25 protein-coding genes and 1 tRNA gene are annotated in these 26,943 nt (G+C 67.0%); 20 read left to right on the top strand and 6 right to left on the bottom strand.

Annotated features, from left to right (window positions below; translation table 11 throughout):
• The first annotated feature begins 29 nt into the window (after positions 1-29).
• The 4 genes from ACYQ26_RS09745 to mnhG are packed head-to-tail and all read left to right on the top strand — an operon-like array spanning position 30 to position 2,989.
• On the top strand, positions 30-1,634 hold the full coding sequence (locus tag ACYQ26_RS09745) for a complex I subunit 5 family protein (RefSeq protein ID WP_459810738.1): 1,605 nt from the start codon (positions 30-32) through the stop codon (positions 1,632-1,634).
• Positions 1,634-2,299 (top strand): Na+/H+ antiporter subunit E, encoded by a 666-nt coding sequence (locus tag ACYQ26_RS09740; protein ID WP_459808701.1) that lies wholly within the window; start codon positions 1,634-1,636, stop codon positions 2,297-2,299. The genes ACYQ26_RS09745 and ACYQ26_RS09740 overlap by 1 nt, the downstream gene beginning before the upstream one ends.
• Positions 2,292-2,585: an MrpF/PhaF family protein gene (locus ACYQ26_RS09735; protein WP_459808700.1), complete on the top strand. Its 294-nt coding sequence runs from the start codon at positions 2,292-2,294 to the stop codon at positions 2,583-2,585. The genes ACYQ26_RS09740 and ACYQ26_RS09735 overlap by 8 nt, the downstream gene beginning before the upstream one ends.
• On the top strand, positions 2,582-2,989 hold the full coding sequence (mnhG, locus tag ACYQ26_RS09730; protein ID WP_459808699.1) for a monovalent cation/H(+) antiporter subunit G: 408 nt from the start codon (positions 2,582-2,584) through the stop codon (positions 2,987-2,989). The genes ACYQ26_RS09735 and mnhG overlap by 4 nt, the downstream gene beginning before the upstream one ends.
• A gap of 178 nt (positions 2,990-3,167) precedes the next feature.
• On the opposite strand, the gene ACYQ26_RS09725 is transcribed toward mnhG, so the two are convergent.
• Together ACYQ26_RS09725 and ACYQ26_RS09720 are read right to left on the bottom strand one after the other, a co-directional pair.
• The gene (locus ACYQ26_RS09725; protein WP_459808698.1) at positions 3,168-5,345 is read right to left on the bottom strand and encodes a DHH family phosphoesterase; all 2,178 of its coding nucleotides are present in this window, start codon (positions 5,343-5,345) and stop codon (positions 3,168-3,170) included.
• Positions 5,346-5,482: 137 nt separating this feature from the next.
• The gene (locus tag ACYQ26_RS09720; protein WP_459808697.1) at positions 5,483-5,746 is read right to left on the bottom strand and encodes a hypothetical protein; all 264 of its coding nucleotides are present in this window, start codon (positions 5,744-5,746) and stop codon (positions 5,483-5,485) included.
• A gap of 448 nt (positions 5,747-6,194) precedes the next feature.
• On the opposite strand from ACYQ26_RS09720, the gene ACYQ26_RS09715 reads away from it, so the two are divergent.
• The 6 genes from ACYQ26_RS09715 to ACYQ26_RS09690 all read left to right on the top strand — a co-directional run bounded on the left by ACYQ26_RS09715 (position 6,195) and on the right by ACYQ26_RS09690 (position 10,720).
• Positions 6,195-6,923, top strand: coding sequence for a metal-dependent hydrolase (locus tag ACYQ26_RS09715; RefSeq protein WP_459808696.1), 729 nt, complete (start codon positions 6,195-6,197; stop codon positions 6,921-6,923).
• Positions 6,924-7,210: 287 nt separating this feature from the next.
• Positions 7,211-7,606, top strand: coding sequence for an OsmC family protein (locus ACYQ26_RS09710; protein ID WP_459808695.1), 396 nt, complete (start codon positions 7,211-7,213; stop codon positions 7,604-7,606).
• Between the two features lie 117 nt (positions 7,607-7,723).
• Positions 7,724-8,788: a ComEC/Rec2 family competence protein gene (locus tag ACYQ26_RS09705; protein WP_459808694.1), complete on the top strand. Its 1,065-nt coding sequence runs from the start codon at positions 7,724-7,726 to the stop codon at positions 8,786-8,788.
• A gap of 167 nt (positions 8,789-8,955) precedes the next feature.
• The gene (locus ACYQ26_RS09700; protein ID WP_459810737.1) at positions 8,956-9,249 is read left to right on the top strand and encodes a DUF3006 family protein; all 294 of its coding nucleotides are present in this window, start codon (positions 8,956-8,958) and stop codon (positions 9,247-9,249) included.
• A 322-nt stretch (positions 9,250-9,571) separates the two neighbouring features.
• On the top strand, positions 9,572-10,072 hold the full coding sequence (locus ACYQ26_RS09695) for a gamma carbonic anhydrase family protein (protein WP_459808693.1): 501 nt from the start codon (positions 9,572-9,574) through the stop codon (positions 10,070-10,072).
• Between the two features lie 174 nt (positions 10,073-10,246).
• The gene (locus tag ACYQ26_RS09690) at positions 10,247-10,720 is read left to right on the top strand and encodes a DUF5799 family protein (RefSeq protein ID WP_459808692.1); all 474 of its coding nucleotides are present in this window, start codon (positions 10,247-10,249) and stop codon (positions 10,718-10,720) included.
• Positions 10,721-10,788: 68 nt separating this feature from the next.
• Here ACYQ26_RS09690 and ACYQ26_RS09685 read toward each other — a convergent pair whose 3' ends face one another.
• A complete protein-coding gene (locus ACYQ26_RS09685) occupies positions 10,789-10,932 on the bottom strand; it encodes a DUF7557 family protein (RefSeq protein WP_459808691.1) in 144 nt (47 codons plus the stop codon).
• Between the two features lie 131 nt (positions 10,933-11,063).
• On the opposite strand from ACYQ26_RS09685, the gene ACYQ26_RS09680 reads away from it, so the two are divergent.
• Positions 11,064-11,354, top strand: a complete 291-nt coding sequence (locus ACYQ26_RS09680) for a DUF7545 family protein (RefSeq protein WP_459808690.1) — start codon at positions 11,064-11,066, stop codon at positions 11,352-11,354.
• Positions 11,355-11,596: 242 nt separating this feature from the next.
• Here the strand turns inward: ACYQ26_RS09680 and ACYQ26_RS09675 are convergent, their stop codons facing one another.
• Positions 11,597-16,192 (bottom strand): DUF7282 domain-containing protein, encoded by a 4,596-nt coding sequence (locus ACYQ26_RS09675; RefSeq protein ID WP_459808689.1) that lies wholly within the window; start codon positions 16,190-16,192, stop codon positions 11,597-11,599.
• A gap of 482 nt (positions 16,193-16,674) precedes the next feature.
• Between ACYQ26_RS09675 and ACYQ26_RS09670 the strand changes: the two genes are divergently transcribed.
• The 5 genes from ACYQ26_RS09670 to ACYQ26_RS09650 all read left to right on the top strand — a co-directional run bounded on the left by ACYQ26_RS09670 (position 16,675) and on the right by ACYQ26_RS09650 (position 22,621).
• On the top strand, positions 16,675-17,262 hold the full coding sequence (locus tag ACYQ26_RS09670) for a biotin transporter BioY (protein WP_459808688.1): 588 nt from the start codon (positions 16,675-16,677) through the stop codon (positions 17,260-17,262).
• 52 nt (positions 17,263-17,314) lie between these two features.
• Positions 17,315-18,043: an energy-coupling factor ABC transporter ATP-binding protein gene (locus ACYQ26_RS09665; protein WP_459808687.1), complete on the top strand. Its 729-nt coding sequence runs from the start codon at positions 17,315-17,317 to the stop codon at positions 18,041-18,043.
• Positions 18,037-18,741 (top strand): energy-coupling factor transporter transmembrane component T family protein, encoded by a 705-nt coding sequence (locus ACYQ26_RS09660; protein WP_459808686.1) that lies wholly within the window; start codon positions 18,037-18,039, stop codon positions 18,739-18,741. The genes ACYQ26_RS09665 and ACYQ26_RS09660 overlap by 7 nt, the downstream gene beginning before the upstream one ends.
• Positions 18,742-19,156: 415 nt before the next feature.
• Positions 19,157-19,783 (top strand): hypothetical protein, encoded by a 627-nt coding sequence (locus ACYQ26_RS09655; RefSeq protein WP_459808685.1) that lies wholly within the window; start codon positions 19,157-19,159, stop codon positions 19,781-19,783.
• 306 nt (positions 19,784-20,089) lie between these two features.
• Entirely contained in the window at positions 20,090-22,621 is a 2,532-nt protein-coding gene (locus ACYQ26_RS09650; protein ID WP_459808684.1) for a BGTF surface domain-containing protein, read from the top strand.
• A gap of 205 nt (positions 22,622-22,826) precedes the next feature.
• Here ACYQ26_RS09650 and ACYQ26_RS09645 read toward each other — a convergent pair.
• Positions 22,827-22,900, bottom strand: a tRNA-Thr gene (locus tag ACYQ26_RS09645).
• 84 nt (positions 22,901-22,984) lie between these two features.
• A complete protein-coding gene (locus ACYQ26_RS09640) occupies positions 22,985-24,028 on the bottom strand; it encodes a class I SAM-dependent methyltransferase (RefSeq protein WP_459808683.1) in 1,044 nt (347 codons plus the stop codon).
• Positions 24,029-24,131: 103 nt separating this feature from the next.
• Here ACYQ26_RS09640 and ACYQ26_RS09635 point away from each other — a divergent pair, with 103 nt between their 5' ends.
• The 4 genes from ACYQ26_RS09635 to dph5 all read left to right on the top strand — a co-directional run bounded on the left by ACYQ26_RS09635 (position 24,132) and on the right by dph5 (position 26,927).
• Positions 24,132-24,554 carry a Rieske (2Fe-2S) protein gene (locus tag ACYQ26_RS09635; RefSeq protein WP_459808682.1) on the top strand — a complete coding sequence of 141 codons (423 nt, stop codon included), beginning with the start codon at positions 24,132-24,134 and terminating at the stop codon, positions 24,552-24,554.
• Positions 24,555-24,602: 48 nt separating this feature from the next.
• Positions 24,603-24,998, top strand: a complete 396-nt coding sequence (locus ACYQ26_RS09630) for a RidA family protein (RefSeq protein ID WP_459808681.1) — start codon at positions 24,603-24,605, stop codon at positions 24,996-24,998.
• Between the two features lie 60 nt (positions 24,999-25,058).
• The gene (locus ACYQ26_RS09625) at positions 25,059-26,078 is read left to right on the top strand and encodes a threonine ammonia-lyase (protein ID WP_459808680.1); all 1,020 of its coding nucleotides are present in this window, start codon (positions 25,059-25,061) and stop codon (positions 26,076-26,078) included.
• Between the two features lie 75 nt (positions 26,079-26,153).
• Complete coding sequence (dph5, locus tag ACYQ26_RS09620; protein ID WP_459808679.1) at positions 26,154-26,927, top strand: diphthine synthase; 774 nt, start codon at positions 26,154-26,156, stop codon at positions 26,925-26,927.
• Positions 26,928-26,943: the final 16 nt, after the last annotated feature.

Here is a 26,943-nt window from a genome sequence, read left to right as displayed (position 1 = left end):
GCGCCGAGTCGCAACTGGTTATCGCACCGATGCTGGTCGTCCTCGTGGCGGCCGTCGCCAGCTTGCTGTTCGGCCGCTGGCCCCGCGTCCGGATCGGCGTCAGCCTCGCGGGCGGGGCGGCCTACGCCGTCGTCGTCGCGGCGATCGACTGGTACGTCGTCCTCGCGCCGGACGCGCCCGGGATCGCGACCTACCAGGTCGGCGACTGGGTGGCCCCCGTCGGCATCACGCTGGTCGTCGACGGCCTCTCGGCGTTCATGCTGACGATGGTCGCCGTCCTCGGGATCGCGTCGCTCGTCTTCTCGACGCGGATGCTCCCCGAGATCGACCGCCGGAGCTACTACTTCCCGATCTTTCACTTCCTGGCGCTGGGCGTCACCGGCGCCTTCCTCACCGGGGACCTGTTCAACCTGTTCGTCTGGTTCGAGGTGATGCTGATGGCGAGTTACGTCTTCGTCGCCTACTACGGCGGCCCCCAGCACACCCGCGCCGCGTTCTGGTACGTCTCGTTGAACCTGCTGGCCAGCGCCGTCTTCCTGCTCGGCGTCGGCGGCATCTACGCCGTGACCGGCACGCTCAACATGGCCGACCTCTCGAGGCGGCTGGCCGACCCCGCCGCCTTCGGCATCGAACCGGAGGCGGCCCTCGGGCTCTACGCCCTCCTGTTGTCGGTGTTCGCCATCAAGGCGGGCCTCGTCCCCTTCCAGTTCTGGATTCCGACGGCCTACCGCGCCGCGCCGCCACAGATCAGCGCGCTGCTGGCCGGCGCGACCAAGAAGGTCGGCATCTACGCGATCATCCGCCTCTCCTTTACGGTGTTCGCCGGCGCGCCGATCGCCGTCGACCTCACGGTTCCGGGGACCGGCGTCGGCATCGCCGGCGACTCGCCGCTGGTCTTCGTCGGCGCCGCCCTGTTCGTCATGGCGACCGCCAGCATCCTCGTCGGCGGCGTCGGCGCCGTCGGCCGCGACTCGATCGAGGGCGTGCTCGCCTACTCGAGCATCGGCCAGGTCGGGTTCATCGCGATCCCGGTCGCGATCGCGGCGACCGCGAGCGGGGAATTGCGCCACCTCGCGCTCGTCGCCGCGCTGGTGTACGCGCTCAACCACACGCTGGCGAAGGGGCTGCTCTTCCTCGCGGTCGGAACGATCCGCTCGGCGGCCGGCACGAGCCGACTGGCCGACCTCGGCGGGCTGGCGGGCCGCTCGCCGACGCTCGCGATCCCCTTCTTCGTCGCCTCGCTCTCGCTCGTGGGCATCCCGCCGCTGTCGGGCTTCTTCGGGAAGTTCCTCGTCTTCGACGCGGCCGCTCGAGCGAAGACGGCGTCCGTGATCGTCCTCCTGTTGGTCGGATCGCTACTGACCATCGCGTACGCCACGCGGGTGTGGAACCGGAGCTTCTGGGGGAGCCGAACGCCGCCGGTCGAGGACGCGACGCCGGACCCCGTCCAACTGGCCGTCCTCGTCGCCCTCGCCGCGGCGATCGTGCTGGTCGGCGTCGGCTTCCAGCCCGTCTACGAGTTCGCCGAGGCGGCCGCCGACGCCGCGGTCGACGCCGACGCGTACGTCGACGCCGTCGATCCGGCCGACGCGAGCGAACTCGAGACCGCCGACGGAGCGGGAGGTGACCACTGATGAAGGTCAAAACCTGGCCCGTCGCCGGCGCCGGCTTCGCCGTCCTGTGGATCTTCGTCCGCGGGATCGGCCTCGAGCCGCTGTCCCTGCTCGGGCAGTTCCTCGAGGGGCTGGTCGTCGGCCTGCCGATCGCGTTCGTCTTCCGCCGGCTGTACGCCGAGCGGATCGATCTCGGCCGAGGCGTGCGCGCACTGCCGTACGCCGGGCTCTACCTCGCGGCGTTCGCCTGGGAGATCGTCCGGGCGAACGTGGACATGGTCTACCGGGTGCTCGCGCCGGGGATGCCGATCGAGCCCGAGGTGATCCTGGTGCCGCTGCGGGCCGAGACCGACGTCGCGATCACGCTGCTGGCCAACAGCGTCACGATCACGCCCGGCACCGTCACGCTGGACTACGACGCGGAGACGAACGCGCTTTACGTTCACGCCGTCGACGGCCGCGACCCCGCGGCGATCGCCGCCCCGATCCGCACCTGGGAGGACTACGCCCTCGAGATGTTCGACGAGGCGGCCTCGCCCGAAGACGCGCCGCCGGAAATCGTCGTCTCCGGCGGGGAACGGCACCACGGCGGGGACGGTGCGGAGGAGGGCCGGGGCCGAAACGCGGCCGGGAGTGAAACCGACAAACCCGCGGATCGCGAACGGCGAGGTGTCGACGATGAGTGAAGCCACCGATCCGGCGGTGCTCGAGACGGCGATCCGCGCGGCCGTCGTGATCGTGAGCGCGCTCTGTGTCCTCTGTAGCTACCGCGTGATCCGCGGGCCGACGAATCCGGATCGGGTCGTCGCGCTGGACGCCATCGCGACGAACGTCGTCGCGATCGCGGTGCTGTTCGCGCTGCAGACCGAGCGGGGGCTCTTTCTCACGGTGAGCCTCGTCCTCGCGATCATCGGCTTCATCGCGACCGTCGCGGTCGCCAAGTTCGTCACGGAAGGGGAGGTGATCGAATGATCCACGATGTCGTCATCCTCGCGCTCGTCGTCGTCGGGGTCTTCTTCCTGACCGTCGGGACGATCGGCCTGCTGCGCCTGCCAAACGTCTACAACCGGATGCACGCCACGAGCAAGCCCACGACGCTCGGCACCGCCGCGATCTTCCTGGCCGGCTTCGTCGAGTTCGGCCCCGGCGGCGACGGCCTGACCGCGCTGCTGGGCATCGCCTTCCTCTTTTTGACCGTCCCGACCGGCGCGCACATGATCGCCCGCGCGGCCGAGCGGATCGGCATCCCGTTCCTCGGGACCGTCACCTGGCCGGACCCGTCGGCCGTCGAGCGCGGCGAGCGCTCCGAGTCCCGATCCGAAACCGGCACTGGGACCGGGACCGGAACCGGATCGGAAGCGACCGACGACGACTGAGCGATTCCGGTCGCGGTTCGATCCCGCTTGCTCCGCACGGACTCCCCTCCTCGCAGCACCTCGAGCGCGGAGACGTAGCCGTACGGGCCGCGAAGGCCCCTCGAGCGCGAAGACGCAGCCGTACGAATCGCAGCGCCATCGCTATCGGACGAGCACGGACGACGGAGAAGAGCGCGAGTTACGCGAGCGTCTCGTCGAGCGCCTCGAGCGCGGCGTCGCGGACGGCGGCCCGTTCGCCGGGCAGGAACTCGATGTGACCGTCCTCGCCGCCGACGACGCGGACGCCCGCCTCGGGCGCGGCCGCCTCGATGGCGGCGCCGAGGTCGCGGACGTTCAGCGACTCGGTCGCGCGGACGTGCAGTTCGTCGTCGCCGACGCCCAGCGTCACGAACGGCCCCTCGTCGCGCTGGCGACGGTGCAGTTCGTCCAGCAGCATCGTCGTCGTCGGGAAGTTGTAGCGGTGGGTGAAGGCCGACGTGTCGAGGACGGCGACCGTGATCCCGTCGACTTCCTCCGTCGTGAGGTTCTCACGGGCCGTCTCGAGTTCGGTGTCGAGCTTCGCGCGGAACTGCTCGGAGACGTGGGCCGCGAGGTCGCCGTCGTCGTCGAACAGGAGGTCGGCGACGAGCTCGCGCTTGTCCTTGTAGGACTGGTAGTAGGCCTCGAGCGCGACGGCTTCCCGGCGCTCCGAGAGGGCGGTCTCGTCGTAGCCGGCCTCGGTCGCGAGCTCGAGGTAGGCCTCGGGCGCGTTCTCCCAGTAGCTGACCGCGGGCAGGTGCCGGAGGTCGTCGCGGACGTCGCCGTTGACGTGGGCGGCGACGTTCGCGGCCAGCGCCGTCGAGGTGACGTCCGAGACGTCCGCACCCGCCAGCGAGGGGGCCGCGGCGACCGAGACGGCGTCGGCGATCTCGGCGTCGGCACGGCTGTCGTCGATGACGAGCGCCTCGGCGTCGTAGAGGTCGAGCAACTCGTAGCCGTCGACCGACTCCTCGGTCGCGCCGGCGTCGACGAGCACGATCAGCGGCAGCTGCTCGCCGTGGCGGTCGCGGGCCTCGAGCATCGAGGTGACGTCGTCGGTGGCGGCGTCCATGCCGTAGACGCGGCCGTCGAGCGGTCGGCGCTCGAAGTAGTGGTACTCCGCGTCCTCGCGGGTGTGCTTCTCGCGGATCAGCGGGAGCACGGCGCGTTCGATGGCGGCGCCGGCGACGTAGCCGTCGGCGGTCGCGCCGTGGCGGACGACGATCGGTCGCGCCTCCATGACCGCGCGGCGGACGGCGGTCGCGGCGTCGAGCAGTTCGTCCTCGACGGCGGTGACCGCGTCGTGGTCCGCGAGGAACTCGATCTCGGTCGGTCGCGCCTCGCGCTCGATGGCGCTTTCGAGGCGGTCGACGACGGCCTCGCGGTCTTCGCCGTCGAGGACCTCGAGGGACTCGGTTTCGATCTGGAGGTCGCCGTGGTGGCGCTCGACCTCGCCCTCGAGGGCGACGACATCGTCGATCTCGACGGCGGGGTACGCGCGGACGCCGGCCTCCTCGAAGGCGGCGCACTCGACGGTGCCGGTCTCATCGCGCAGTTCGAACACCGTCGGGCCGCTGGTCTGGCGGATGCCGGTGATCTCGCCCTCGAGGTGGACGACGCTACCGACCTGGTTGTCGATGGCGTCGATCGTCGTCCGCTTGAGCGGCGCGTCCTCGGCGGTCGGTTCGGCGTCGGCCGCGTCGTCGGTGGCCGCCGTCGAGGCGGTCGCGGACTCGGCCGCGACGGTGCCGCCGGCGGCGGTCGCGCTCGCGGTCGCGGGCTGTTCGTCGGCCGGACCGGTGTCGTCGGCGGCCGCCTGGAGCTCGCCGGCCTCGACGTCCGGCGACGGCTGTTCGGCGTCGCTTTCCTGGGCCTGCGACTGAGCCTGGGACTGATCGTCTGATTCGTCGGATTCGTCCGACTCGGACGCGCCCGACTCCTCGGTCCCGTCGTCGAACTCCTCGGGGAGGACCTCCGAGTCGCCCGTGTCGATCAGCTTGCCGCGGAACTCGCGTTCGCGCTGGCGGATCGACCAGCCGAGGTCGACGTTGCCGTTGTCCCGTACGTCGAGCACTTGGACGTAGACTTCGTCGCCCGGTTCCCAGTCGAGGCTCTCGAGGCGTTGGTCGAGTTCGCTTCTGTGCAACAGGCCGGTGACGTGATCTCCGACGTCGACGAAGACGCCGAAGTCGGCGTAGCCGTCGACGGTGCCCCGGTAGTAGCGACCGGGGGTGAGCTGCGAGGGCGAGGAGCCGCGGAACTCGAAGACCGCGTCCTCCTCGTGGCTCTCGCAGATCTTCCCGTCGACGGATGTGCCGCAGATGATACAGTTACCCATCTATTCGGATCAAGCAGGTTCGCCCTAAAACGGTTGTCGAAATGCGTCCGTCGGTCGGCCGACACGTCGCGGGTGGCGGCCGCTGATTGCGGACGATCCGTTCGGGTCCCGTCCCGACCGGCGGTCTCCCGCCGTCGTCAGTCGAACGCCGGCGACTCCTCCTCGAGTTCGGCGATGCCGTCGGCGAGTTCGCGGACCTGCTCGGGGAACAGCGACACCTGGATCTCGTTTTCGTCCTCGTCCTCGAAGACGAGTTTGACGCGCTTGTCGCCGAACTCCCGGGCCTCGGCGGACTCGACGTCGAACAGCTTGACCGTCGCCGACTTGTTCTTCGGGCCGACGTTTTTGATCGATCCCTCGTTGAGCTCTACCATGAAGTCCTCGAGCGTCAGCGCGAGCATACCCGGCGTACGTGTTCGACGTAAAAAACGACACGGCATCGTCGGTCCCGGCGCGTCGGTGCCGATGTCGGGAGCGGACCGCCGTGTCGTGTCGGTCGAGCGGCCCGGATATCGTCGTCGCGTTCGAGCCCCCTGAAACGACGTCCGACGAGCGTGACTGCTCCTGACTCTCGTCGCCGCTCGAGCGATCGCAAGCGCGAACTGCGACCGGCCGCATGCGCGGTGTGTCGGTACGCGTGCGGCTTGCTACCGTTGCGATGGGCGATCCATAAATGGTGGTGATCGTGTACGTTTTATACGATAATTGAGGTGAGAAAATTAGTTACGTCGATCTCGAAATCGGGACGGGGCACCCCTGCGGCTCGGTACCGTTTCGCCGCCCGTTCCCGCGGAAATCGCTGCCCTCGCACCCAGTTTTAAGTCCGTTTCGGGTCAACGTTCGAACGCTATGGAACTCACCTGGCACGGCCACTCGACGTGGCACGTCACCGTTGGCGACACCGAGCTGTTGATCGACCCGTTCTTCGACAACCCGAAGACGGATCTCGAGCCGTCGGACGTCGAGACGCCCGATTACGTGCTGTTGACCCACGGCCACGCCGACCACATCTCCCACGCCGGGGAGTTCTCGGACGCGACACTGGTCGCGACGCCGGAACTCGTCTCCTACTGTGAGGACGAGTTCGGCTTCGAGGACGCCGTCGGCGGGATGGGGATGAACATCGGCGGCACCGTCGAGTGCGGCGACGCCTACGTCACGATGCACCGTGCCGACCACACCAACGGGATCATGACCGAGTACGACATCGACGCCGGCATGCCGACCGGCTTCGTCATCTCGGACACCAAGCCCACGCAGATCGCCGACGAGGAGTCGACGACCTTCTACGACGCCGGCGACACCGCGCTGATGACCGAGATGCGCGACGTCATCGGTCCGTACTTGGAGCCCGACGCCGCCGCCGTGCCGATCGGCGACCACTTCACGATGGGGCCCCAGCAGGCCGCCATCGCCGTCGACTGGCTCGACGTCGACTACGCGCTGCCCCAGCACTACGACACCTTCCCGCCGATCGAGCAGGATCCGGCGGACTTCGAGCGCGAGGTCAAGGCGGCCGGCAGCGACGCCGAGGTGCAGGTCCTCGAGGCCGACGAGCCGTTCGAACTCGAGTCCTGATTCGGCGTCAGTCCCAGGCCCGGCTCCGGACCCGACCCCGTCCGGAAGCGCCGACGGTTCGAATCGCCCTTCGGGTTCGCGGATTCGTTGACTCGAGTGGGCGCGGGTTCGCAGGTCTGCGAGTCCGCGGTCCGCCTCGTCCCGTAGCTCGATCGGTTTTCGCTCGACCGCTCGAGGTACCGACCGACCGGAGCGCTCGCTCCAACCGCGAGGTAGCGGTATCGCCGCCGGTGACGGTGCGTCGCCACCAAACGTTTACAGCGCCGCCCGTGGACGTTCCGCCTGCTATGGCGAAGCAAGTCACCACGGTATCCGAGGAGGGATACAGCGCGACGAACGAGATCCGCGACTTCGAGACGACGATCGACGCCAACGGCGAGGACGCGCCCGACACGCTCGAGAGCCTGCTGGCCGCCTATGGCTCCTGTTACGTCCCCGCGCTCCGGGTCGGCGGGCAGCAGCGCGGCGCCGACGACCTCGGCCAGATCGAGATCGACATCACCGGCGAGCTAAACGACGACGACAAACTCGAGTCGATCGAGTTCGACGTCCGCGTCGAGGCCGACGTCGACGACGAGACGGGCGAGGAGATCATCGAGCGCGCGTTCGAACTCTGCAAGGTCCACGACGCCCTGAAGGACGAGCTCCACGCGGAGACGAGCTTCGAGGGCGGCGCCGTCTAACCTGACGCCCTGCCGACCGACTGCGGCTCTTTTCGCACCGAGACGTCTCAACGGGACTACCGGTCGGAAAGCCGATCGCTCCGAACCACCATATCCCGCGAGGGCGTCGTGGGGAACGTGCAACGTTCTTCCATCGTCGTCGCCGTCGGACTCGCAGTCGTTCTCGCGGGCTGTGCCGGCGGCGTCGATCCCGGTACGTCCGCCGATTCCGGTTCGGACGCCGCCACCGTCGACGCCGCGGGCGACCTCGAGATCCACCACATCGACGTCGGCCAGGCCGACTCGACGCTGATCGTCACGCCGGCCAACGAGACGATCCTGATCGATACGGGCGACTGGCGCGACGACGGTCAGGAAGTCATCGACTACCTCGAGGCGCAGGGGATCGAGCGCATCGATCAGCTGATCGCGACCCACGGCCACGCGGACCACATCGGCGGCCACCCGGCGGTCATCGAGCACTTCGAGGAACAGGGCGAGGGCGTCGGCGCGGTCTACGACTCTGGCGTCGCACACACGACGGCCACCTACGAAAACTACCTCGACGCAATCGAAGAATACGACGTCGACCTGTTCCGGGTCGTCGCGGGCGATCAGTTGCCGCTCGAGAGTCCCGATGGAAGTAACGCGACCCTCGAGGCGACCGTCCTGAACCCGCCCGAAGAACGCCATAGCGACGGCGTCGACGAGAACAGCGTCGTCCTCTCGCTCGAGTACGGGGAATTTACCTACCTCACGACGGGCGACATCGAACGGACGACGGAGCGACGGTTGCTCGACGCGTACGGCGACGCCCTCGCGGCCGACGCCTATCAGGCGGGCCACCACGGCTCGTCGACCTCCTCGAGCGACCCCTTCTTAGACGCCGTCGATCCCGACGTCGCCGTCATCTCGAGCGCGCTCGAGTCGCAGTACGGCCATCCCCACGACGAGGTGCTCGAGAGCCTCGCCGAGCGCGGTATCGAGACCTACTGGACCGGCGTGCACGGCGACGTCGTGTTCACGGTCGACGACGGCGGCGAAACGGTGTCGGTGACGACCGAACGCGACGGGCCGACCGACGCGGCCGAACTGCTCGAGCGGAAACGCGGCAGCGACGACGGCGGCGACGCGGACGCGTTGATCGACCCCGGCCGCCCCTCACCCGCGATTGATGTGGTTCCTGCGCGTACCGTGGGCTAATGGGAACCAGATACACCGCCGTCCTCGATCGAATCGTCGAGGCCGAGCGCGGGCGTGAGCGCGACCTCGAAGGCGCGACCGAGGATCGAGGGGATGGAAGCGGGGACGGAACCGACGTCGACGGGACGGAAGCGGGGACAGAAGCAGGCGGGAACACGGACGACGAAATCGCCGACGAACCGCGGCCCGAACGCGAGGAACTGGCCGTCCTCCTGCTCGAGGACGACGGAGACGTCGTCGACGAACGGACGATCCCCGTCGACCGACTTCCGGCGGACGGAGCGCACGAGGGCGCCGTGCTCGAGGTCGAGATCGCGGACGAAGGTGAAGGCGAGGGCGCCGGCGACGGTGAAGCCGGTACGCTGCTCGCGGTGACCCACGATCCGGAGACGGAGCGGAACCGTCGAGAACGGGCGCAGGACCGGTTCGATCGACTCTCCGAACGGCTCTCGGAGGAGTGACGAACTCGGAAGTACGGGGGAGAAGGGTGTGGGGCAACAGGGGAGGACGAAGGGGGGTTCGACTCGACCCCTGTTCACCGGTTGGGTAGATGGGGTGAGGTGGTGGGATGACACTCAGCGGAACGTGGCCGGGGGAAGCCAGAACGCCCGCTGCGGTCGTTTATTTCGGCGGATCGATCTTAGCCGTAATGCCAAATCACGTTGGTGGACGAGTCGGGACGCGGGACGGTCGGCGACCGACCGCGGTCCGTGCGATCGGCGGGTCGAACCGGAGCGTGGCGCACAGATTCAAGGTCGTTCCCGAACCACGGGGAGACGAGACATGCTCCGTTCGTTCGACGGAACGACGCCGCAGATCGCCGACACCGCCTACGTCGACGAAACCGCCGTCGTCATCGGCGACGTGATCGTCGAGGCCGACGCCAGCGTCTGGCCGAACACGACCCTCCGGGGCGACCACGGGCAGATCGTGGTCGGCGAGGGTGCTAACGTTCAGGACAACGCCGTTCTCCACGAGGACGCCGAACTCGAGCCGTACGCGACCGTCGGCCACAGCGCGATCGTCCACGACGCCGCGGTCGGCGAGCGCGCGCTGGTCGGGATGAACGCGACCGTCCTCGACGGCGCCCGGATCGGTGAGGGTGCCGTCGTCGCCGCCGGCAGCGTCGTCACCGAGGGCACCGAGGTCCCACCCGCGACGCTCGTCGCCGGATCGCCGGCGGAACCGAAGGCCGAGGTCGACGATCCGCACCTCGAGGCGACTGCCGATCGGTACGTCGACCTCGCGAGGCGTCATGCCGAGTCGTCCGAACGGCTGGACTGACGGGGCGCGACGAGGGCGGATCGATCGAGTGATCGCGTGATCGGTGACCGGGTGACCGAGCGACCGACCGCATAACCGCAGCCGCGAGGCTCGTGCTCGCGTTCGGGGCCGTTCTCTCGCTATCGGCGGACCCTGAGGGAAACGCTGATACGCGCACCGCGCCAATCGCCGGCCATGAGCGACAGCGACTGGACCGACCGGATCGTCGGGGCGCGGATGACTCTCGATCAGGAGTTCTCCTCGCGGATCGCGGAGTCGCAGTTCTCGAACCAGCAGTGGAGCCTGATCATGACCGCGACCGAACTCGAGATCGAGCACGCCGACGATCCCGAGCGCGCCCGGATCGTCGCGAACACCGACAAACTCGACCAGATCATGCCCGAACTCGAGAACGTCCAGTCTGGCATGGGCGCGATGGGCGGTCCGGGCGGCGGCAGCGGTGCCGACGCCGGCAACGCGGGGGGTTCGGGCGGCGGCCTCGTCGACTCGATCAAGGGCGCGCTCGGTCTCGGCGGGGGCGGAAGCGGACACGATGCGAAACTCGAGGCGGCCGAACGACTCACGCAGGAGTACGCCGACGAACTCCAGTCGAAACTCGAGTCGAACGGCAAGTGGGATTCGGTTCGAGAAGTCGCCGCGGAGAACTGAGGCGGGCAGTCCGGCCGGCGAGACGGACGCGTCGGCCGGTCGGTACGCAGCGACGGCCGACGGCACCGTCAGTCGCCGGCGCGAAAGAGCGTGTACTCGCTGGTCTCGTAGATGTTGATGAGCTCGGTGATCAGCTCGTCGTAGGACTCGTCGTCGACGCGCAGTTCGTCGAGCCGCTCGATCGTCTCCTCGTCAAGTTCCACGCTGGGCATACGTGAAACTTCGACGCCGATCAGCAAAAGCGCCACGGCGGCGCCGATCGGCCGCCACCGATACCTCCGTATTTTGGTCGCCGTCGTTACAAGCCACAGCACCTTTAGGGGCGCTTCCCGACCGTAGGGATATGTCCGACGACGTGGAGACGATTACGCTCTCGATCACGGCCGACGACGAATCGACAGACGACGTGACGGTCCCCGCCGGCCTCGTGGACCTCGTCGCGGAAGGCGACCAGACCTCCGCCGAGACGGTCGGCGACATCGTCCTGCTGTCCCTCGCCAGCCGCGCCCACCACATGGTCCACCACGGCGAGGGCGCGGACGAGGACCTCGAGGCCCAGGAGGAGCGCGTCATGGACCTCTTCGAGGAGCGGTTCGGCGTCACCTTCGGCGAAGCGACCGGCCACCAGCACTGATCGCGGCCGATTCTCGGTCGATCGCTGTGATCCCGTAGACGAGTCGGTCTTCTGACCCGCCCCTCGAGCGCCTCGACTCTCGAGCACCGACGATTGCAGCGGCCAGTAGCCGAGCGATCGACCCTAACCTACTGATCTCCCGTGCACGACGCTTTCTGCTCGAGCGCCGCATCGACCGCCCGCTATCGACGGTCGTGCGGCGGTTCGACGCGTCTGCGACCTCGGTCGTGTGCGTCGCTCCGTCAGACTACCGTTATCCCCGACTCGCCGGCGGTCGATCCCGCGGGGGGCTGCGAGCCGCCGGATTGCTCGGATGCGCCAGCTGACCCGTTCGGGGCCGCCGACGGGCCGGATTCGGTCGGCTGGTCGGGCGACTCGGAGCCGGGCTCTGCCGGTTCGTCGGCCGGTGGCTGCGTCGGCGACTCGGCCGGCGGTTCGGGCGCTCCCTGCGGCGACTGGTCGGGCGGTCCGACCTGGGGCGTCCCCGGCGGTCCGTCCGCATCGGTGCCGGCCCCGGCACCGGCATCGGCACCGCCACCAGCACCAGCATCGGCACCGTCGCCCGGATCGGGCGCGGCGGCCGCCTCGATCGTCACCGAGGCCGCGTCGTCCTCGGTTTCGAACGTGTGCGTCGATTCGCCCTCCGGGACCGTCGTCTCGAACGAGACGGCCGCCGACTCGCCGCCGGCGAGCGTGACCGTCGTCTCCCCGGCCGGTTGACCGTCGACGCTGTAGGTCACCGTCTGCGTCCCCTCGAGATCGCCGACGTTCGTGATCGTCGCGGTCACCGTGACCGGATCGCCCGGCGCCGGATCGGTCGCGTCCGTCGAGACGTCGGTCACGGCGAACTCGGCGGGATCGCCGGCCGGCTCGATCGTCGCAGTCGTTTCGACCGTCTCGTTCTCGCTCGAGACGGTGACAGGGTACTCGCCGGGCTCCAGCGTCGACGTGTCGGCAGTCAGCGTCACGGTCTCCGACTGGCCGGGCTCGAGCGCGACCGAGACGGCGTCGGTTTCAGCGCCGCCGACGGCGAGCGCGATCGGCTGCTCGCCGGCCTCGCCGCCGACGTTTTGGATTTCCGCGTCGATCTCGAGCGGGTCGCCCTGCTCGACCGGCGCGTTCGTTCCGACGATCGAAACCGCGTACGCGGCGGGCTCGGTCGGCGCGATCTCGCCGGCGGGCGCCGTTTCGGCGGTCAGCACCTCCTCGTAGTCGTAGCGGCTCATATCGACCTCCCAGACCAGCCGCTCGTCGTCGCTTGCGGGCGTCCACTCGACGGTGAACTCGCCCGCGCCGGGCTCGAGTTCTTCCGGCGGGTCGGCGTCAGTCGTCCCCTCGACGAACGCGCTGTCGACGAACAGCGGCGCGTCGTTGGGATTCTCGTAGCCGAAGGTGACCTCGATGGCGTCGCCGTCGTCCGTCGGCGTCGCCTCCTCGACGCCGATTTCGGGCTGCTCGGGCCGAACCTGCTCGAGGCACTCGCTGGCGTTGGGGTTCGGGTAGTCGATCGAGCCGGGGATCGCGTCCGGTGAGACGATGCCGGTGATCGCCGAGCCGAACTGGCCCTGGGGAACCTCGACGTACGCGCCGTCCTCGGTCTCGGTGACGCCGAACTCGTCGCCGGTCTCGAAGACGACCGTCCCTTCGACCGGCCCCTCGATGTTCTCGCCGACGCTTAACGCGTACTCGCCCATCGTGTTTCCGAAGCCGCCGGACTCGTAGAAGCCGGTGGCCACGATGACCGTGTCGCCCTCTTCGAACGAGCCCGTCACTTCGGCGCGCGAGCAGTTGACGAACTCGACGCCGAATTCGGGCGACTGGTCGACGGTGTACTCGATCGTCTCGTTCGCGAGCGGGACGGCGGTCTCGTTGACCGCGCCGTCGCCGTCGGCTGCGACGACCGCCACCTCGAGCGTCGCGTTCGACTCCAGCGGTGGCTCGAGGGCGAGCGACGCGTTCTCGACCGACCGACCGGCCGTGAACGTGTCGCTCACGGCGCGTCGCTCGCCGGTCTCGTCGGTGACGGTGAGCGCGTAGTCGACAGAGGCGTTGGCCTCCTCGACGACGAGGGCCTCGCCAGTCCCGGTCTGATCGCTTACGTTGAGCGTCGCTTCCGGTTCCGGCTCGGGTTCGGGTGTGGGCGTCTCATCCGCGACCGAGTACTCGATGGAGTCGTTCGCCAGCACCTCGTCCGTGGCGGCGTCGCGAACCGAGACGTCGACCGTCGTGTCGTTCTCGAGCGGCGGCTCGAGGTCGATCGATTCGTTTTCGACGGCCTCGCCAGCGTCAAAGGGCTCGCTGTCGACGCGTTCGCCGTCGTACTCGGCGCTCAAGATGTACTCGACCGACGCGTTCGCCTCGTCGACCAGTAAGGTCTCACCGTCGCCCCCCTGATCGCTCACGTTGAGCGTGGCCTCGGGTTCGGGCGCAGGCGGTTCAGTCGCCACCGTGTACTCGATCGACTCGTTCGTGAGTGCTTCGTCGTCCTCGAGCGCGCGCACAGACACGTTGACGGTCGTATTTTCCTCGAGCGGCGGCTCGAGGTCGAGTTCGAGGTCCTCGACGGACTGGCCAGCGGCGAACGACTCGCTGTCGACCCGCTCGCCGTCGTACTCGGCGGTGACGGCGTAATCGACGGTCGCGTTGGCCTCGTCGACGACGAGCGTCTCGCCGTCACCCGTCTGGTCGCTCACATTGAGAGTAGCCTCGCGCTCGACGTCCTCGGCGACCGTGACGAACGCGCCGTCGATCACCAGGCCGCCGCCCGCGGTGGCGTAGGGCTCGTCCTCGGCGCCGTCGGATTCCACGTAGTCGAACGCCTCGTTGTCGTTCGTATCGTGGTGGGCGATCGCGACGAGCGCCTGACTCTCCTCGATCGGCTCCTCGAGGTCGATCTCGACGTCGTCGTGCTCGCCGGGCTCGAGGTAGTCGGAGACGCCGACGACGGCGTCCGGGTCGGCGTCGACCGCGACGTCCTCGTAGACCGCGACGAAGCCGCCCTCCGAGAGATCGACGCTGTCGACGACGACGGTCTCGCCGTCGCTTTCCTGGTCTGCGAACTCGATCGACGCCGTCCCCTCGAGTTCGTCGACTCGCTCGATCCGCTGGACGACGGTTACCTCGACGTACTGGACGATCTCCGTCGCGTCGGTGACTCCTTCGCTGACGGCGTACTGGGTCGCATCCGCCGCCGTCTCCTGGGTCAGCGTCTGCAGCTGCATGACGCTGATCCGCTGGTACTGGACGACCTGTGCGGTCTGCTCGCAGGCGCTTCGCGCCGCGGTCTGGATCTGCTCGACGCTCGCGCTCTGGGACTGCGAGAGCGCGCCGCTCGAGCCGCCCTCCGCGAGCGTCTGAACCTGCGCGGCGTCGACGATCTGCTGTTGGGTCACCGTCCCCTCGCCCGCGCCGCGGGCGGCGGCCTGGATCTGCTCGACGTCGACGACCTGGTGCTGGACCGCCGACTGGACGGCGCCCTTGGAGGCGCCGGCGGCCGCGTACTGGATCTGCGCGATCGACACCTCCTGGCGCTGCAGCAACGTCCCCTGCGAGGCGCCGTCCGCCGCAGCCTGGATCTGCTCGACGCTGGCCTCCTGGCTCTGCTCGATCGCACCCTTCGACGCGCCGAAAGCCGCCTCCTGAATCTGCGTGGTCGAGATGCGCTGGACCTGCTCGACGCTGACGGACTGGATCTGCTTCAGCGGCCCCTTGCCCGCGCCGCGAGCGGCCGCCTGGGTCTGCTCGACCGAGACCTCTTGGCGCTGCTCGAGCGCGCCCTTCGCGGCCCCGATCGCGGCCTTCTGGACCTGTTTGACGTCGACGCGCTGGCGCTGTTCGACCTCGACGCGCTGCTCTTGCTCGAGGACGCTCCGGGTGCTCCCCTCGAGCGCGCCGGCCGACGCCCCCGCCGCGGCGTGCTGGACGTGCTCGAGCGTGATCCGCTGGCGCTGCTCGACGGTGACCTTCTGGTACTGCTCCAAGACGCCGTAGGCCGCACCTTGAGCCGCTTCCTGGATCTTCGGGACGCTGCCGACGCCCGCGTCGCCGGCCTCGCTGGCGGCGCCCGCGGCAGCGCCGTAGGTCGCGGTCTGGAGCTGCTCGACGGTCACGCGCTGTTTCTGGGCGAGCGCCCCGTGGGTCGCGCCCCAGGTCGCGCTCTGCAACTGGGTCGCGTTGACCGTCTGGTGCTGGGCGAGCGCGCCCTCAGTCGCCCCGCCGACCGCGTACTGGATCTGCGTGGCGTTGACCGCCTGTTCCTGCAGCAGCGAGCCGTGGACCGCACCCGCCGTCGCCGCCTGCACTTGCTCGGCGTCGGCCGCCTGGTGCTGGGCGGCGGCTTGGCGCGCCCCGTCGATCGCGGCCGCGCGCTGTTCCTGCGTTACGTTGATGCCCTGGGACTGTGCGAGTTCGATCCCTTCCTCGACGCCGGCTTCGACCGGGTCCTCGTCGGCCTGCGTTCCGCCCGTGGTCTGCTGAGCGGTCGCCTGTGTGCTCGAGGCCGCGGCCTCGTCGCTCTCGTCCCCGCCTTCGCTTTCGGCCTGCGGTTGTAACGCTACCGGCGACTCGAGCGTCAGGATATCGGCCCCGCCGTCCGTTGCCCCCGATTCCGTTCCCGTCGCGTTCGTACCGTCATTGCTCGCGGGGTCGTCCTGGGCGAGTGCGTCCTGGAACTGCGCCTGCGCGCCGTCCTCGAAGACGGTGTCGCCGTCCGCGGCTCCGGCGCTGTCCCCGTCGAACGGACCGAGCCCGACGCCGAGCGACGGCAACGCGACCGCGCCGGCGAGCACGGCTCCGGCCGCGAGCGCGACTACAACGAGTCCGAGGCGGACGCGCGTCACTGCGGATCACCGGCGTTGCACCTCGCTCTCGTAGCTCGCCCGCGCGCGCGTCGCGACGACGGTTCCGACCGACCGATCGGAACTCGCCGCCTCGTACCGCCGCGGTCGGGCTGCTCCGCTCTCGCCCTGCGATGCCGTCGCCGTCCGTACCGCGTACTACCGGATCGCATTCGTTTCGCACCACCCGACCGAATCGGCGCATAAGCGCGCCGTCCGTTTCAGTTGGCCAGCAGAGACAAGACGCGATTACTTCGTCGCGACTCCTCAGACGGCTGTACGCGAGCGGCCGACGTGCCGACGGCCCCGTTCCGAATCCGTCTCGGCTTTCCGAACCGTCGCGAAACCGGAGAGGAACACGTCGTTTCCACCGGGTTGATTCCGTTCAGGAATGCGAGCGCCCGGAGTCCGCTCGAGGACGACGCGACCGACGACCGATCTCGAAAACCGAAGTTTTGATCTTGGTTTACGAGACACGGTTCGGTATGGCAACCGAACGACAGTCGGTCGACCGCGTCAGCGGAAACGTCGTCCGCCAGTTCGCCCGGGCGGCCCTGATCGCCGCGCTGATCGGGGCGTCCGTGCCGGTGACGATCCCGATTCCGATTTCACCGGTACCGATCACGTTACAGGTACTGTTCGTCTTCCTGGCCGGCCTCGTCCTCGGACCGATCTGGGGGACCTTCTCGCTGGTACTGTATCTCGCCGCCGGTGCAGTCGGCCTCCCCGTCTTTGCCGGTATGAACGGCGGCCTCGGCGCCCTCGTTGGGGACTCTGCCGGCTACCTCTGGTCGTACCCGATCGCCGCCGGACTGATCGGACTGATCGTCCACCGCGGCACGGACTTGCGCGATCCCGCGGCGCAACCCCTGCCGCTCGTCGTCGCGGCGCTCGTCGCCGGAACGGTGCTCATCTACGGCATGGGCGTCGGCTACATGGCCTGGCTCCTGGACATGAACCTCTGGGAGGCGATCTCCGTCGGCGCGCTCCCGTTCGTTCCCGGCGAAATCCTGAAGATGGCCGCCGCGATCGCCATCGTCAAGAGCGGCCGAATCGTATCGGTGCGCTCGTGACCCCACGCGACCGACTCGAGGCCGCATCTGTACCTGCACGTGAGCACACGCGATGATCGAATTCCGCAACGTCTCGTACGCCTTCGAGGACGTCCCCGTCCTCAAGGACCTGTCGCTGTCGATCGCGGACGGCGAGTTCGTCGTCCTCGCGGGGGCGAACGGCAGCGGGAAGACGACGCTGCTGCGCCACTGTAACGGCCTCCTCGAGCCCGATTCGGGAACCGTGCTGGTCGACGGCACGCCCGTCGGCGACGACCTCGTCGCCGCCCGCTCGCGGGTCGGCATGGTCTTCCAGCACCCGCGGGACCAGTTCGTCGCCGGGACGGTCGGCGCCGACGTCGCCTTCGGCCCCGAGAACCTCGGCCTCGAGCGCGCCGAGATCGACCGTCGGGTCACCGACGCGCTCGCGGCCGTGAACATGGCCGGCCGCGAGGACGAGCGGATCGACGCGCTCTCGGGCGGCGAACAGGCCCGCGTCGCGATTGCAGGCGCACTCGCGATGGACCCCGCCTACCTCGTCCTCGACGAACCGTTTACCGGTCTCGATGACCCTGCCCGCCGATCGGTGCTCGAGCGACTCGCGTCGCTGTCGGCCGACGGCACCGGCGTCGTACTCGCGACCCACGACCTCCGGGACGTCCTCGAACTCGCGGATCGTCTCGTCGCCATGCGTGACGGACGGGTCGTCGTCGACGACGCGCCCGAGCGAGCGGTCGAGCAACTCGCGGGGCTCGAGGTTCGCGTTCCGGAAGCGTCCCGTCCTGCGACCGACCGATGTTGACCTACGAACCCGACGACACGCTGGCCCACCAACTCGATCCGCGCTCGAAGCTCGCGGTCCAGATCGGGTTCGCCGCGACCGCGCTGGCACACACCGGCGTGCGCGCCCTGCTCGCGCTCTCTGCCGTGACCGCGCTCGTCCTCGCCGCGGCGCGGGTGCCGCTCGGGCGAACGCTGTACGAGTACCGGTTCGCGTTCGTCGTCCTCTCGATCGCGCCGCCGCTGGCGGCGCTGACGTTCGGGTCGCCGTGGATCGACGTGGGGAGCGGCCTCGCGTCGGCTCGAGCGAGCTATCGCGTCGTGTTGATCCTGCTGGTCAGCGCCGCCTACGTTCGCTCGACACCGGTCCGGGACTCCCGCGCCGCCATCCAGCGGACGATTCCGGGCAAAGCCGGCCAGTTGCTGGGGATCGGCATCGCGCTCGTCTTCCGCTTTCTGCCCGTCCTCAAGGGAGATATCCGCACGATCCGCGACGCGATGGCCGCCCGACTCGGCACCGAACGCGGCGCCGTCGATCGCGCGAGCACGCTCGCCCTGCTGGGGTTCTCCCGGGCGTTCGATCGAGCCGATCGACTCGCGCTCGCGCTGCAGGCGCGGTGTTTCTCGTGGAATCCGACGCTGCCGCCGCTGTCGTTCGGACGCGTCGACGCGGTCGCGCTGGGGATCGCAGTCGCGCTCGGACTGACGGCGTTCCTGTAGCTTGTGGGCTCGTCGCGGTCGTCACTCGACGTCTCGAATCGTCGTAAATCGAAAGCACGAGTGGGGGGAGAGGGGAGGGGAACGCGAGAGTCGAACGCTCTCGCTTCCCGCGACCCCAGCCGCGAACTGCCAGTCGAGATGGGGGGATGGAGTGACAAGCGGATGGGGGATGCCTCCAGACGGAACACGTCTGGATGGGCACCTAATCGATATCGGTGATGACTAATAATACTTCGGCAGACGCTCGTCTGACGCTCCTCGAAGGATTCTCTCTCGTGATGTCCGGAGCGCAGTTACTCGTAGTTTTCCGATAGTGTTCCCGTCGCCGAGCGAGGGATATAGCGACTGAGCAGCTCGTAATTATTACTTCAATAAAGTAGGAAGACTAATATTATTGTCTGGGCAACAGTATTGCGTGGCGACCGAACAATACGATCGCCTCACCGAGTCCCCGCAGACCGGCATCAATCGAAACGCCCTCTCACTGGAAGAACGGATGCAGGTCCGATACCTCCGTGTAAATCGCCGCAGCGATGTCCCGCCGGCTTACGACGGTCAGTTTACCACCGTCTACTATCTAGACGGTGACGAACGAGCGGCTGCAAAGAAATTCGTCGAGGAGAATCGAGCGCAGTTGGAGGCAATCGACTTCTCCCACCCCGATCCGGTCCAGCGTGCGGTCCCGCGCGAGGTGTACGACTGGATCCTGCATTTTCTGGGCGAACGCGAACTCCGGAAGTATCGGAATATCGTGTACGAACGTCGGCGCGAGGGTATCGAATGGGTGATCGACCGTGAGCACTTCGAATCGTATCCGAACGACCGATATCGACCGGCGTCGACCGCCGCCGTCGCAAAAGCGGACTCCCTCGAGTCGGTGTATCGTGATTTCGGGACCGCGATTACGGAGGCGGACCTCGAGAGCCACGACGCGATCGAGGGGAGCGAGACGAACGTTCTCGAGTACTACCGTGTCGCCGGCCCGTTCGACTGTGAACCGGTTATCATCGACGGAGCGCTAGCAGTGCGAAAGCGCTCGTAGCCGAACCGTTCCACGGCGCACTATAAGAGGTTCACCTGACGACCGCAGCCGTGACGTAATGGGTCGCAACGAAGTACTGACGCGCACTATGGGCTATACTTTACTATGATAACATCATCAGCAAAAATTGTTCTCCGAAATAGTCAACACACAAAACTTATTACTCAACTCGAATGATGATCTGATACCCCTACCCGGGAGGCTGGTAGGTTCGTGGCCGAGTCGTCGCGAAGATGTCGACGGTCGCCTTCCACTGATCGCCCGCTAACTAACGCAACCGCAGACAACACAACTATAACACAACATATGAGCGGAAATTCATATCGCGAGAAGGGACGTGCAGTGTTCCTGACAGCGATGATGGTCCTGTCTGTCGTCGCGATGTCCGTCGCCTTTGCAGGCGCGGGGGCTGCAGATCCGTCGCAGCCTGACAGCATCGGCGACGCTGGACCGACGTACAACGATCGAAGCGACTTGAACAACGAAGACGTCTGGATCGGCCAGGAAGTGACACTCAAACTCGAGGAAGACAAGGAATTCACCTCGCTGCAGATTCGACAGAGTTCGACCTACGATGAGGAGGACGACGTCGTCCTCGAAAATCGGGTCGACAACAGCGAAAACGAGGTGACCTTCGATAGCTCCGAACTCGAGGAGGGCAACGCGTACAATCTCAACCTGACCGGTGGGAGTTCGAAGTGGGACAAAACCGTCTTCTGGCTTGAGTCGGAGAACCTCGAGACCGAGTTCACTAGCTCCACGGTTACTCAAGAAGGAAGCGTGAACGTCTCGCTCGAGTCGTCCCGTACCAACCAGTACGTGAACGTCACCGCTGACGGGCTCGACGCGGACGAACTCGATAGCATCTTCAGTGAGGGAGGCCCCATCCAGGACGTCACCCCTGATGAAGACGAAGACCTCGTCACGCTGAACGTGACTGATGTTACCGATTCTGAAGGAGACCGTGACGACGTCGAATTCGGTGCTAACTTCGGCGAGATTGACTCCGGCGAGTACGAGTTCGACTTCGAGACGACGGACTCGCTCGCGGCGGACAACGCGACGATCGAAGTCGTCGAGGACGATGCTGAGGTCTCCTTCGAGGAAGACGCCAACGGCGATCAGGGCGATATCATCGACATCACCGTCAACACGGAGTACGTCGACAGTGGTGCCGTCCAGATCGGTGACATGGACAACTATAACTTCCAGGCTGCGACTGAGTTCGAGATCAACGAAGACGATCTCAACCAGATCACCCTGCAGTTCAACACCAACGCACCGAAAAACACCTCTGCCGACGATGTGTGGTCGCTCCATCCCAAGCACGAGGACCACGACATCGAACTGGACAATCAGGACGTGAACGCTTCGACGCTTGCCGACAACGCGCCGCTCGGTGACTACGAGTACGAGATGCAAGCCGGCACGAGCCTGAACACGTCCGGTGCTCTCGACGCGTACAAGATCAATGACGACGAAGTCACGGACACCGCGTTCTTCAACGTGGACGAACCGGAATCCGTCGGTAGCGTCTCGACGCAGGTCGCACCCGCTGGGGACGACCTGAACGGGTACGAGAACTTCAACGAGACGACGATCACTGACTCCGACGTTGTCGCTGACGGTGACCACTTGCTCCTGAACCTCGAGAACTTCGGCCAGTCCGGTCTGGTCGATTCCTGGAGCAACGGTGACTCCGTCGGTGATGACCTCGGTGACCGAAGTATCAACATTACGATCGAAGAGCAGGACCCCGGCCCGAACGTCGATGCCCAGGTCTGGTCGACTAACCCCGACCAGGTCGCGGAGGAAGGCGACGACTACCACAACATCTCCGTCACTGTCCCCTACACGGATACGAAGGAGTACAACGGTAACCTCCCACTGATCATCGAATACGAGGACGCCAACGAAGAACTCGACGCTGGCGAGTCCTACGACCTGACCTACTCGGTCAGCGAGAACAGTCCGTACGTGGACAACGAGGACGAGGAAGTCGAGATCGAAGACTCGTTCACCCTCGAGGAGCCCGAACTCGAGTGGGACGACAGCGCTGAGGAAGTCCCCAACTCGGAGAACGCTGAAGTGACCGGCGATACCAACGTCGCCCCCGGCAGCGAGATCGACACGAGCGCTCGCTCCTCGGGTAACTTCACCGACTCCGAAGAAGCGGTCGTCGCTGAGGACGGCACGTTCACTGCCACCTACGACTTCAGCGAGTACGACGCCGGAATCACGTTCGATCTCAAGGCAACGCACGCTGACCAGAACGAGTTCGACAACAACTACAAGAGCAACCTCGAGGACGAAATCGAGTCGACGCTCGCCGACGCTGCAGAACCGCTGATCCAGCTCGACACCGACGCACCCGAAGAGGTCACCGTCGGTGAGGACGCCACGCTCGACGTGACCGTCTCCAACAACGGCGGCGCGGCTGACGACGTCGAGATCGGCGTCGACATCGCTGACGAACCCGTCGCCAGCGAGAACGTCACGCTCGAGCCCGGTCAGGAGTGGACCAACAGCTACGAGTTCGACACCTCGTCGGCTGGCGAGATCAGCTGGGGTGTCACTGCTGGTGACGACAACGCTACCGGTACCCTGACCGTCGTCGAACAGCCGTCTGAGGACGGTAACGGTTCCGATAGTAGCGGCGGTGACGGCTCCGATGGTAGCGGCGGTGACGGCTCCGATGGTAGCGGCGGTGACGGTTCCACCGACGACGGTGGTAACGAGTCCAGTGACAGTGGAAGCCCCACGCCCGGCTTCGGCGTCGCTGTCGCGACGATCGCCCTGCTCGCAGCCGCCATGTTGGCCCTGCGCCAGCAGGACTAACGTCAGCTAACTACCGGACTTCGTCCGGTCTTCCCGCATTTCGTTTTCTTTCAAGCAGTATACTCAGTAACGGCAGTGCTGTGCTACTTTCTCGTTACAGTCGAGCGAATACTCTACTCACTATCTAATCTGGCAAGTGCGGATACTAGTAGCAGAGCCGGTAGAAACTATCCGCTAGTCGTGAAAGCAGGAACGTGAAAATCTAAGCCGGTGGAGGGATTTGAACCCTCGACCTAATCCTTACGAAGGATTCGCTCTGCCAGTCTGAGCTACACCGGCGCTCGCACATAGTCGTACGAGCGATAGCAGGCATAAGGGTTGCGAATCGATTCGGACGTGTGACGATGTTACGTGATCCGATCCTCAGGCGGACGACCGCTCGAGTCGCACGTCGAGACAGACGTTCAGTTCGTGGGGGGCGTACGAGCGAACGGTGCGTCGGGTCTCGACGGACACGTCGTACTCGGGTTCGGCGACCGCGCGGATCGCGCGCTCGCCCGGCCCGAAGGGGTCGTCCTCGTGCTGGATGTCGTAGTAGTGGACGACGCAGTCGTCGCCGGCGATGGCGACGGCGGTCTCGAGGAACTCATCGGCGCTGTGAGGGAGGTTCATGACGATGCGGTCGGCCCAGTTTTCGTAGTCGGGACCTTTGGTATCGCGTACCTGAGTGGTGTCCTCGTCGGCATCCGCTCGAGTCGAGACGAGCGTCCGAACGTCCGCACAGATCGCCGTCACGCGGTCTTCGACGCCGTTTCGGCGCGCGTTCTCCCGGAGGTACGCGATCGCGTCCGGGTTGATGTCGACGCCGACGCACTCGGCACCGCGTTTCGCGAAGGGAACGACGAACGGGCCGACGCCGGCGAACATGTCGAACGCCCGCTCGCCGGACTCGACCTGTTGGGCGACGCGGTGGCGCTCGGTCGCGAGCCGCGGCGAGAAGTACACCTCGGCTACGTCCAGCGCGAACTCGCAGCCATACTCCCGGTGGACGACCTCGGTGTCTGCGCCGGTCAGCAGCTCCCAGTCGCGGACCCGCGTCTCGCCTTTGACCTTCGAGGCCTTGTTCAGCACCGTCTCGACCGGGAGGTCGGACTCGAGGACGGCGTCAGCGATCTCACGGGCGCGGTCGCCGTCGTCCTCGTCGAGCAACACGGCCTTCCCGAGCCGCTCGTAGGAGGGATCGAAGCCGAGCAGGTCGGCGGGCGTCGTCTGCGTCTCGCGTTCGTCGGCGCTCCGGCGGACGACCTCGAGGTCGTCGGGGACCGCCTCGGAGTCGGTAACCGGAATGTAGAGACTGCCGTCCTCGACTGTGATCTCGTAGCCGTCGTCGATCAGGTCCGCGTCCGCGAGCCGGCTTCGCGTGGCCTCGCCCTCCTCGCGGGGGACGCGGACGCAGGGTACGTCCATACCGGTACTCGCCGACGCGGTGCCGTAACGCTGACGTTTTCCCGGACGCCTGCGAGCGAATCGACCGAGTAACGATTTTCAGGCCGCCGACCGTAGCCGGCCCATGAAGCAGCTCACGACCGTGGAAACGGTCCACGAGGAGAGCTCGTGGCTGTTCACGGTCCGAGATGAGTACGGCGAACTCGAGGAGGCGATCCTCGTTCCCTGCGACGACGGCGTCGAAGGATGGATCAACCGCTGCACGCACGAAGCCCAGCGGTTCGATACGGGTCGCGGGGCGCCGATCCGGAAGGGGCAGATCGTTTGTCCCCGCCACGGGTCGATGTTCGACACCTGTTCGGGCTACTGCGACAACGGCGAGGCGGCCGACACGACGCTCCCGTCGGTCGAGGTCTCGGTGCGCGACGACGGCCGCGTCGTGCTCACCGACGACGACCTGTCGTTCGTCGGCGAGGGTGGCATCGACGAGAACGAGAGCGAGGACGGTGACGATGGGCCGTCCTCGACATCTCACATCGGTTTCTGATTTTATCATACAAATCATATTTGTTCCGGCTCGGTCTCCACTGTTCGTATGGACCGCTACACCGTCTCGAGCGGTACCGAGTGGAAATCGACCGTCGGCTACTCGCGGGCCGTCCGCGCTGGTTCGCACGTTCACGTCTCGGGGACGACCGCCACTCGCGATGACGGCACGGTCGTCGCGCCCGACGATCCGTACGCCCAGACGAAACACGCGCTCGAGATCGTCGAGGATGCGCTCGAGGAGGCGGGCGCAAGCCTCGAGGACGTCGTCCGAACGCGACTGTACGTCACCGATATCGACGACTGGGAAGCGATCGGACGGGCACACGGCGAGGTATTCGACGACGTGCGCCCCGCGACCAGCATGGTCGAAGTCCGGCGGCTCGTCGATCCCACCCACTGCGTGGAGATCGAAGCGATCGCGATCGGCGGCGAGGACAGCTGATGGTATCGAGGATCCTCTCCTGTTGGAATACTAAGGTGGTGCGGGACCACAACGTTCGGTATGGTCGCGAACTATGACCCGGTGGAGTCGCCCGACGAAACGACCGTCTTTCCGTACCACGACCTCGAGCCGCCGACGGCGGCCGACGTCTACCGCGCCCAGTCGACCGTCTCGGCGTACCTGCCGACGACGCCGCTGGTCCGCTGCGAGTGGCTGTCCGCGGAACTCGAGGCCGACGTCTACCTCAAGCGGGAGGATACGCTCCCGACCGGCGCGTTCAAGGTTCGCGGCGGAATCAATCTCGTCGCGGGACTCGACGAGGAGTTTCGCGACCCGGGACTCGTGGCCGCCAGCACCGGCAATCACGGCCAGTCGATCGCGTACGCCGGCCGGGAGTTCGACGTCCCCGTCGTGATCTGCGTCCCCGAAGACGCGAACCCGGGCAAGGTCCGCGCCATGGAACGTCTCGGTGCGCGGATCGAGCACTACGGCGCCGATTTCGACGAGGCGCGCGAACGCGCCGAGCGGCTCGCGATCGAGGACGGGTATCGGTACGTCCACTCGGCGAACGAGCCCGCGCTGATCGCGGGTGTCGGGACTGCGGGGCTGGAAATCCTCGACGAACGGCCCGACGTAGACGTCCTCTTCGCACCGGTTGGCGGGGGCAGCAGCGCCGCGGGCTACTGCCTGACGGTCGGCGAACTCGCGGGTGCGGACGTGATCGGCGTGCAGTCGGCCGCCGCGCCGGCGATGTACCGCGCGTGGAGCGAAGGCACCCTCGAGTCCCACGAGCGGATGGACACGATTGCGGAGGGGATCGCGACCCGAGTGCCGTTCGCGCTGACCGTCGAACTGCTCCGCGAGCGACTGGACGAGTTCGTCCTCGTCGAGGACGAGGCTCTTCGGAACGGCGTTCGGCGCATGCTCGAGGCAGAGCACGTGCTGATGGAAGCCGCGAGTGCGACCGGGGTCGCGGCCGCGCTGGAGCGTCGCGACGAGCTTGCCGGGAAGACCGTCGTCCTCCCGGTCTCGGGTCGGAACGTCGATCTCGAGAAGCTTCGGTCGATGCTCGACGAGTAGCTGGTCCCCTGGCGTGTGACCGTCCGATCGCGGGGACTCGAAACCTTATAACGGCGCCTGCGACTACGACCGGCCATGCTCACCTTCATCGGCCTCGGCCTCTACGACGAGCGCTCGATCACCGTCGAGGGCCAGGAGGCGCTCCGGAACGCCGACCGCGCCTACGCTGAGTTCTACACCAGCAAACTCATTGGGACGACGATCGACGACCTCGAGGCCTACCACAACGTCGAGATCGAAGTCCGGGACCGCGCCGGCGTCGAGCAGGAGCCCGACGACATCCTCGCGGCCGCCGAAGACGAGGACGTGGCCTTCCTGACGGCCGGCGACACGATGATCTCGACGACCCACGTCGACCTTCGGCTCCGGGCCCACGACCGCGGCATCGAGACGCGAGTGATCCACGGCGTCACGGCCCAGACGGCGACCAGTTCGCTGACGGGACTGCAGAACTACCGGTTCGGAAAGGCGACGACGCTGCCGTTCCCCTACGCCCACGGCGCGGACGGCCTCCCCGCGAGCGTGACGGAGACGATCGACGAGAACCGCGAAGACGGCCTGCATACCGTCGTCTACCTCGACATCAAGGCCGAGCGCGAGGAGTACATGACCGCAGATAGGGGCGCCGAACTGCTCGCCGAGGAGTACCCCGATCTCGTCGGCGTCGTCGTCGCCCGCGCCGGCAGTCCGGATCCGCTCGTCGAGGCCGGCACGATGACCGACCTCGCCGACCGGGAGTTCGGCGATCCGCTGCACCTGCTCGTGATTCCCGGGGAGTGCCACCTCCTCGAGGCCGACGCGCTGGTCGAACTCGCCGGCGCGGACCGGGAGCAACTCGATATCGCCTGAGCGTTTCGGGTTTCGC

The organism is Halopiger thermotolerans (genome assembly GCF_054654555.1).
Note: the sequence above shows the minus strand (reverse complement) of the source record. Positions and strands in the feature narration are given on the sequence as shown.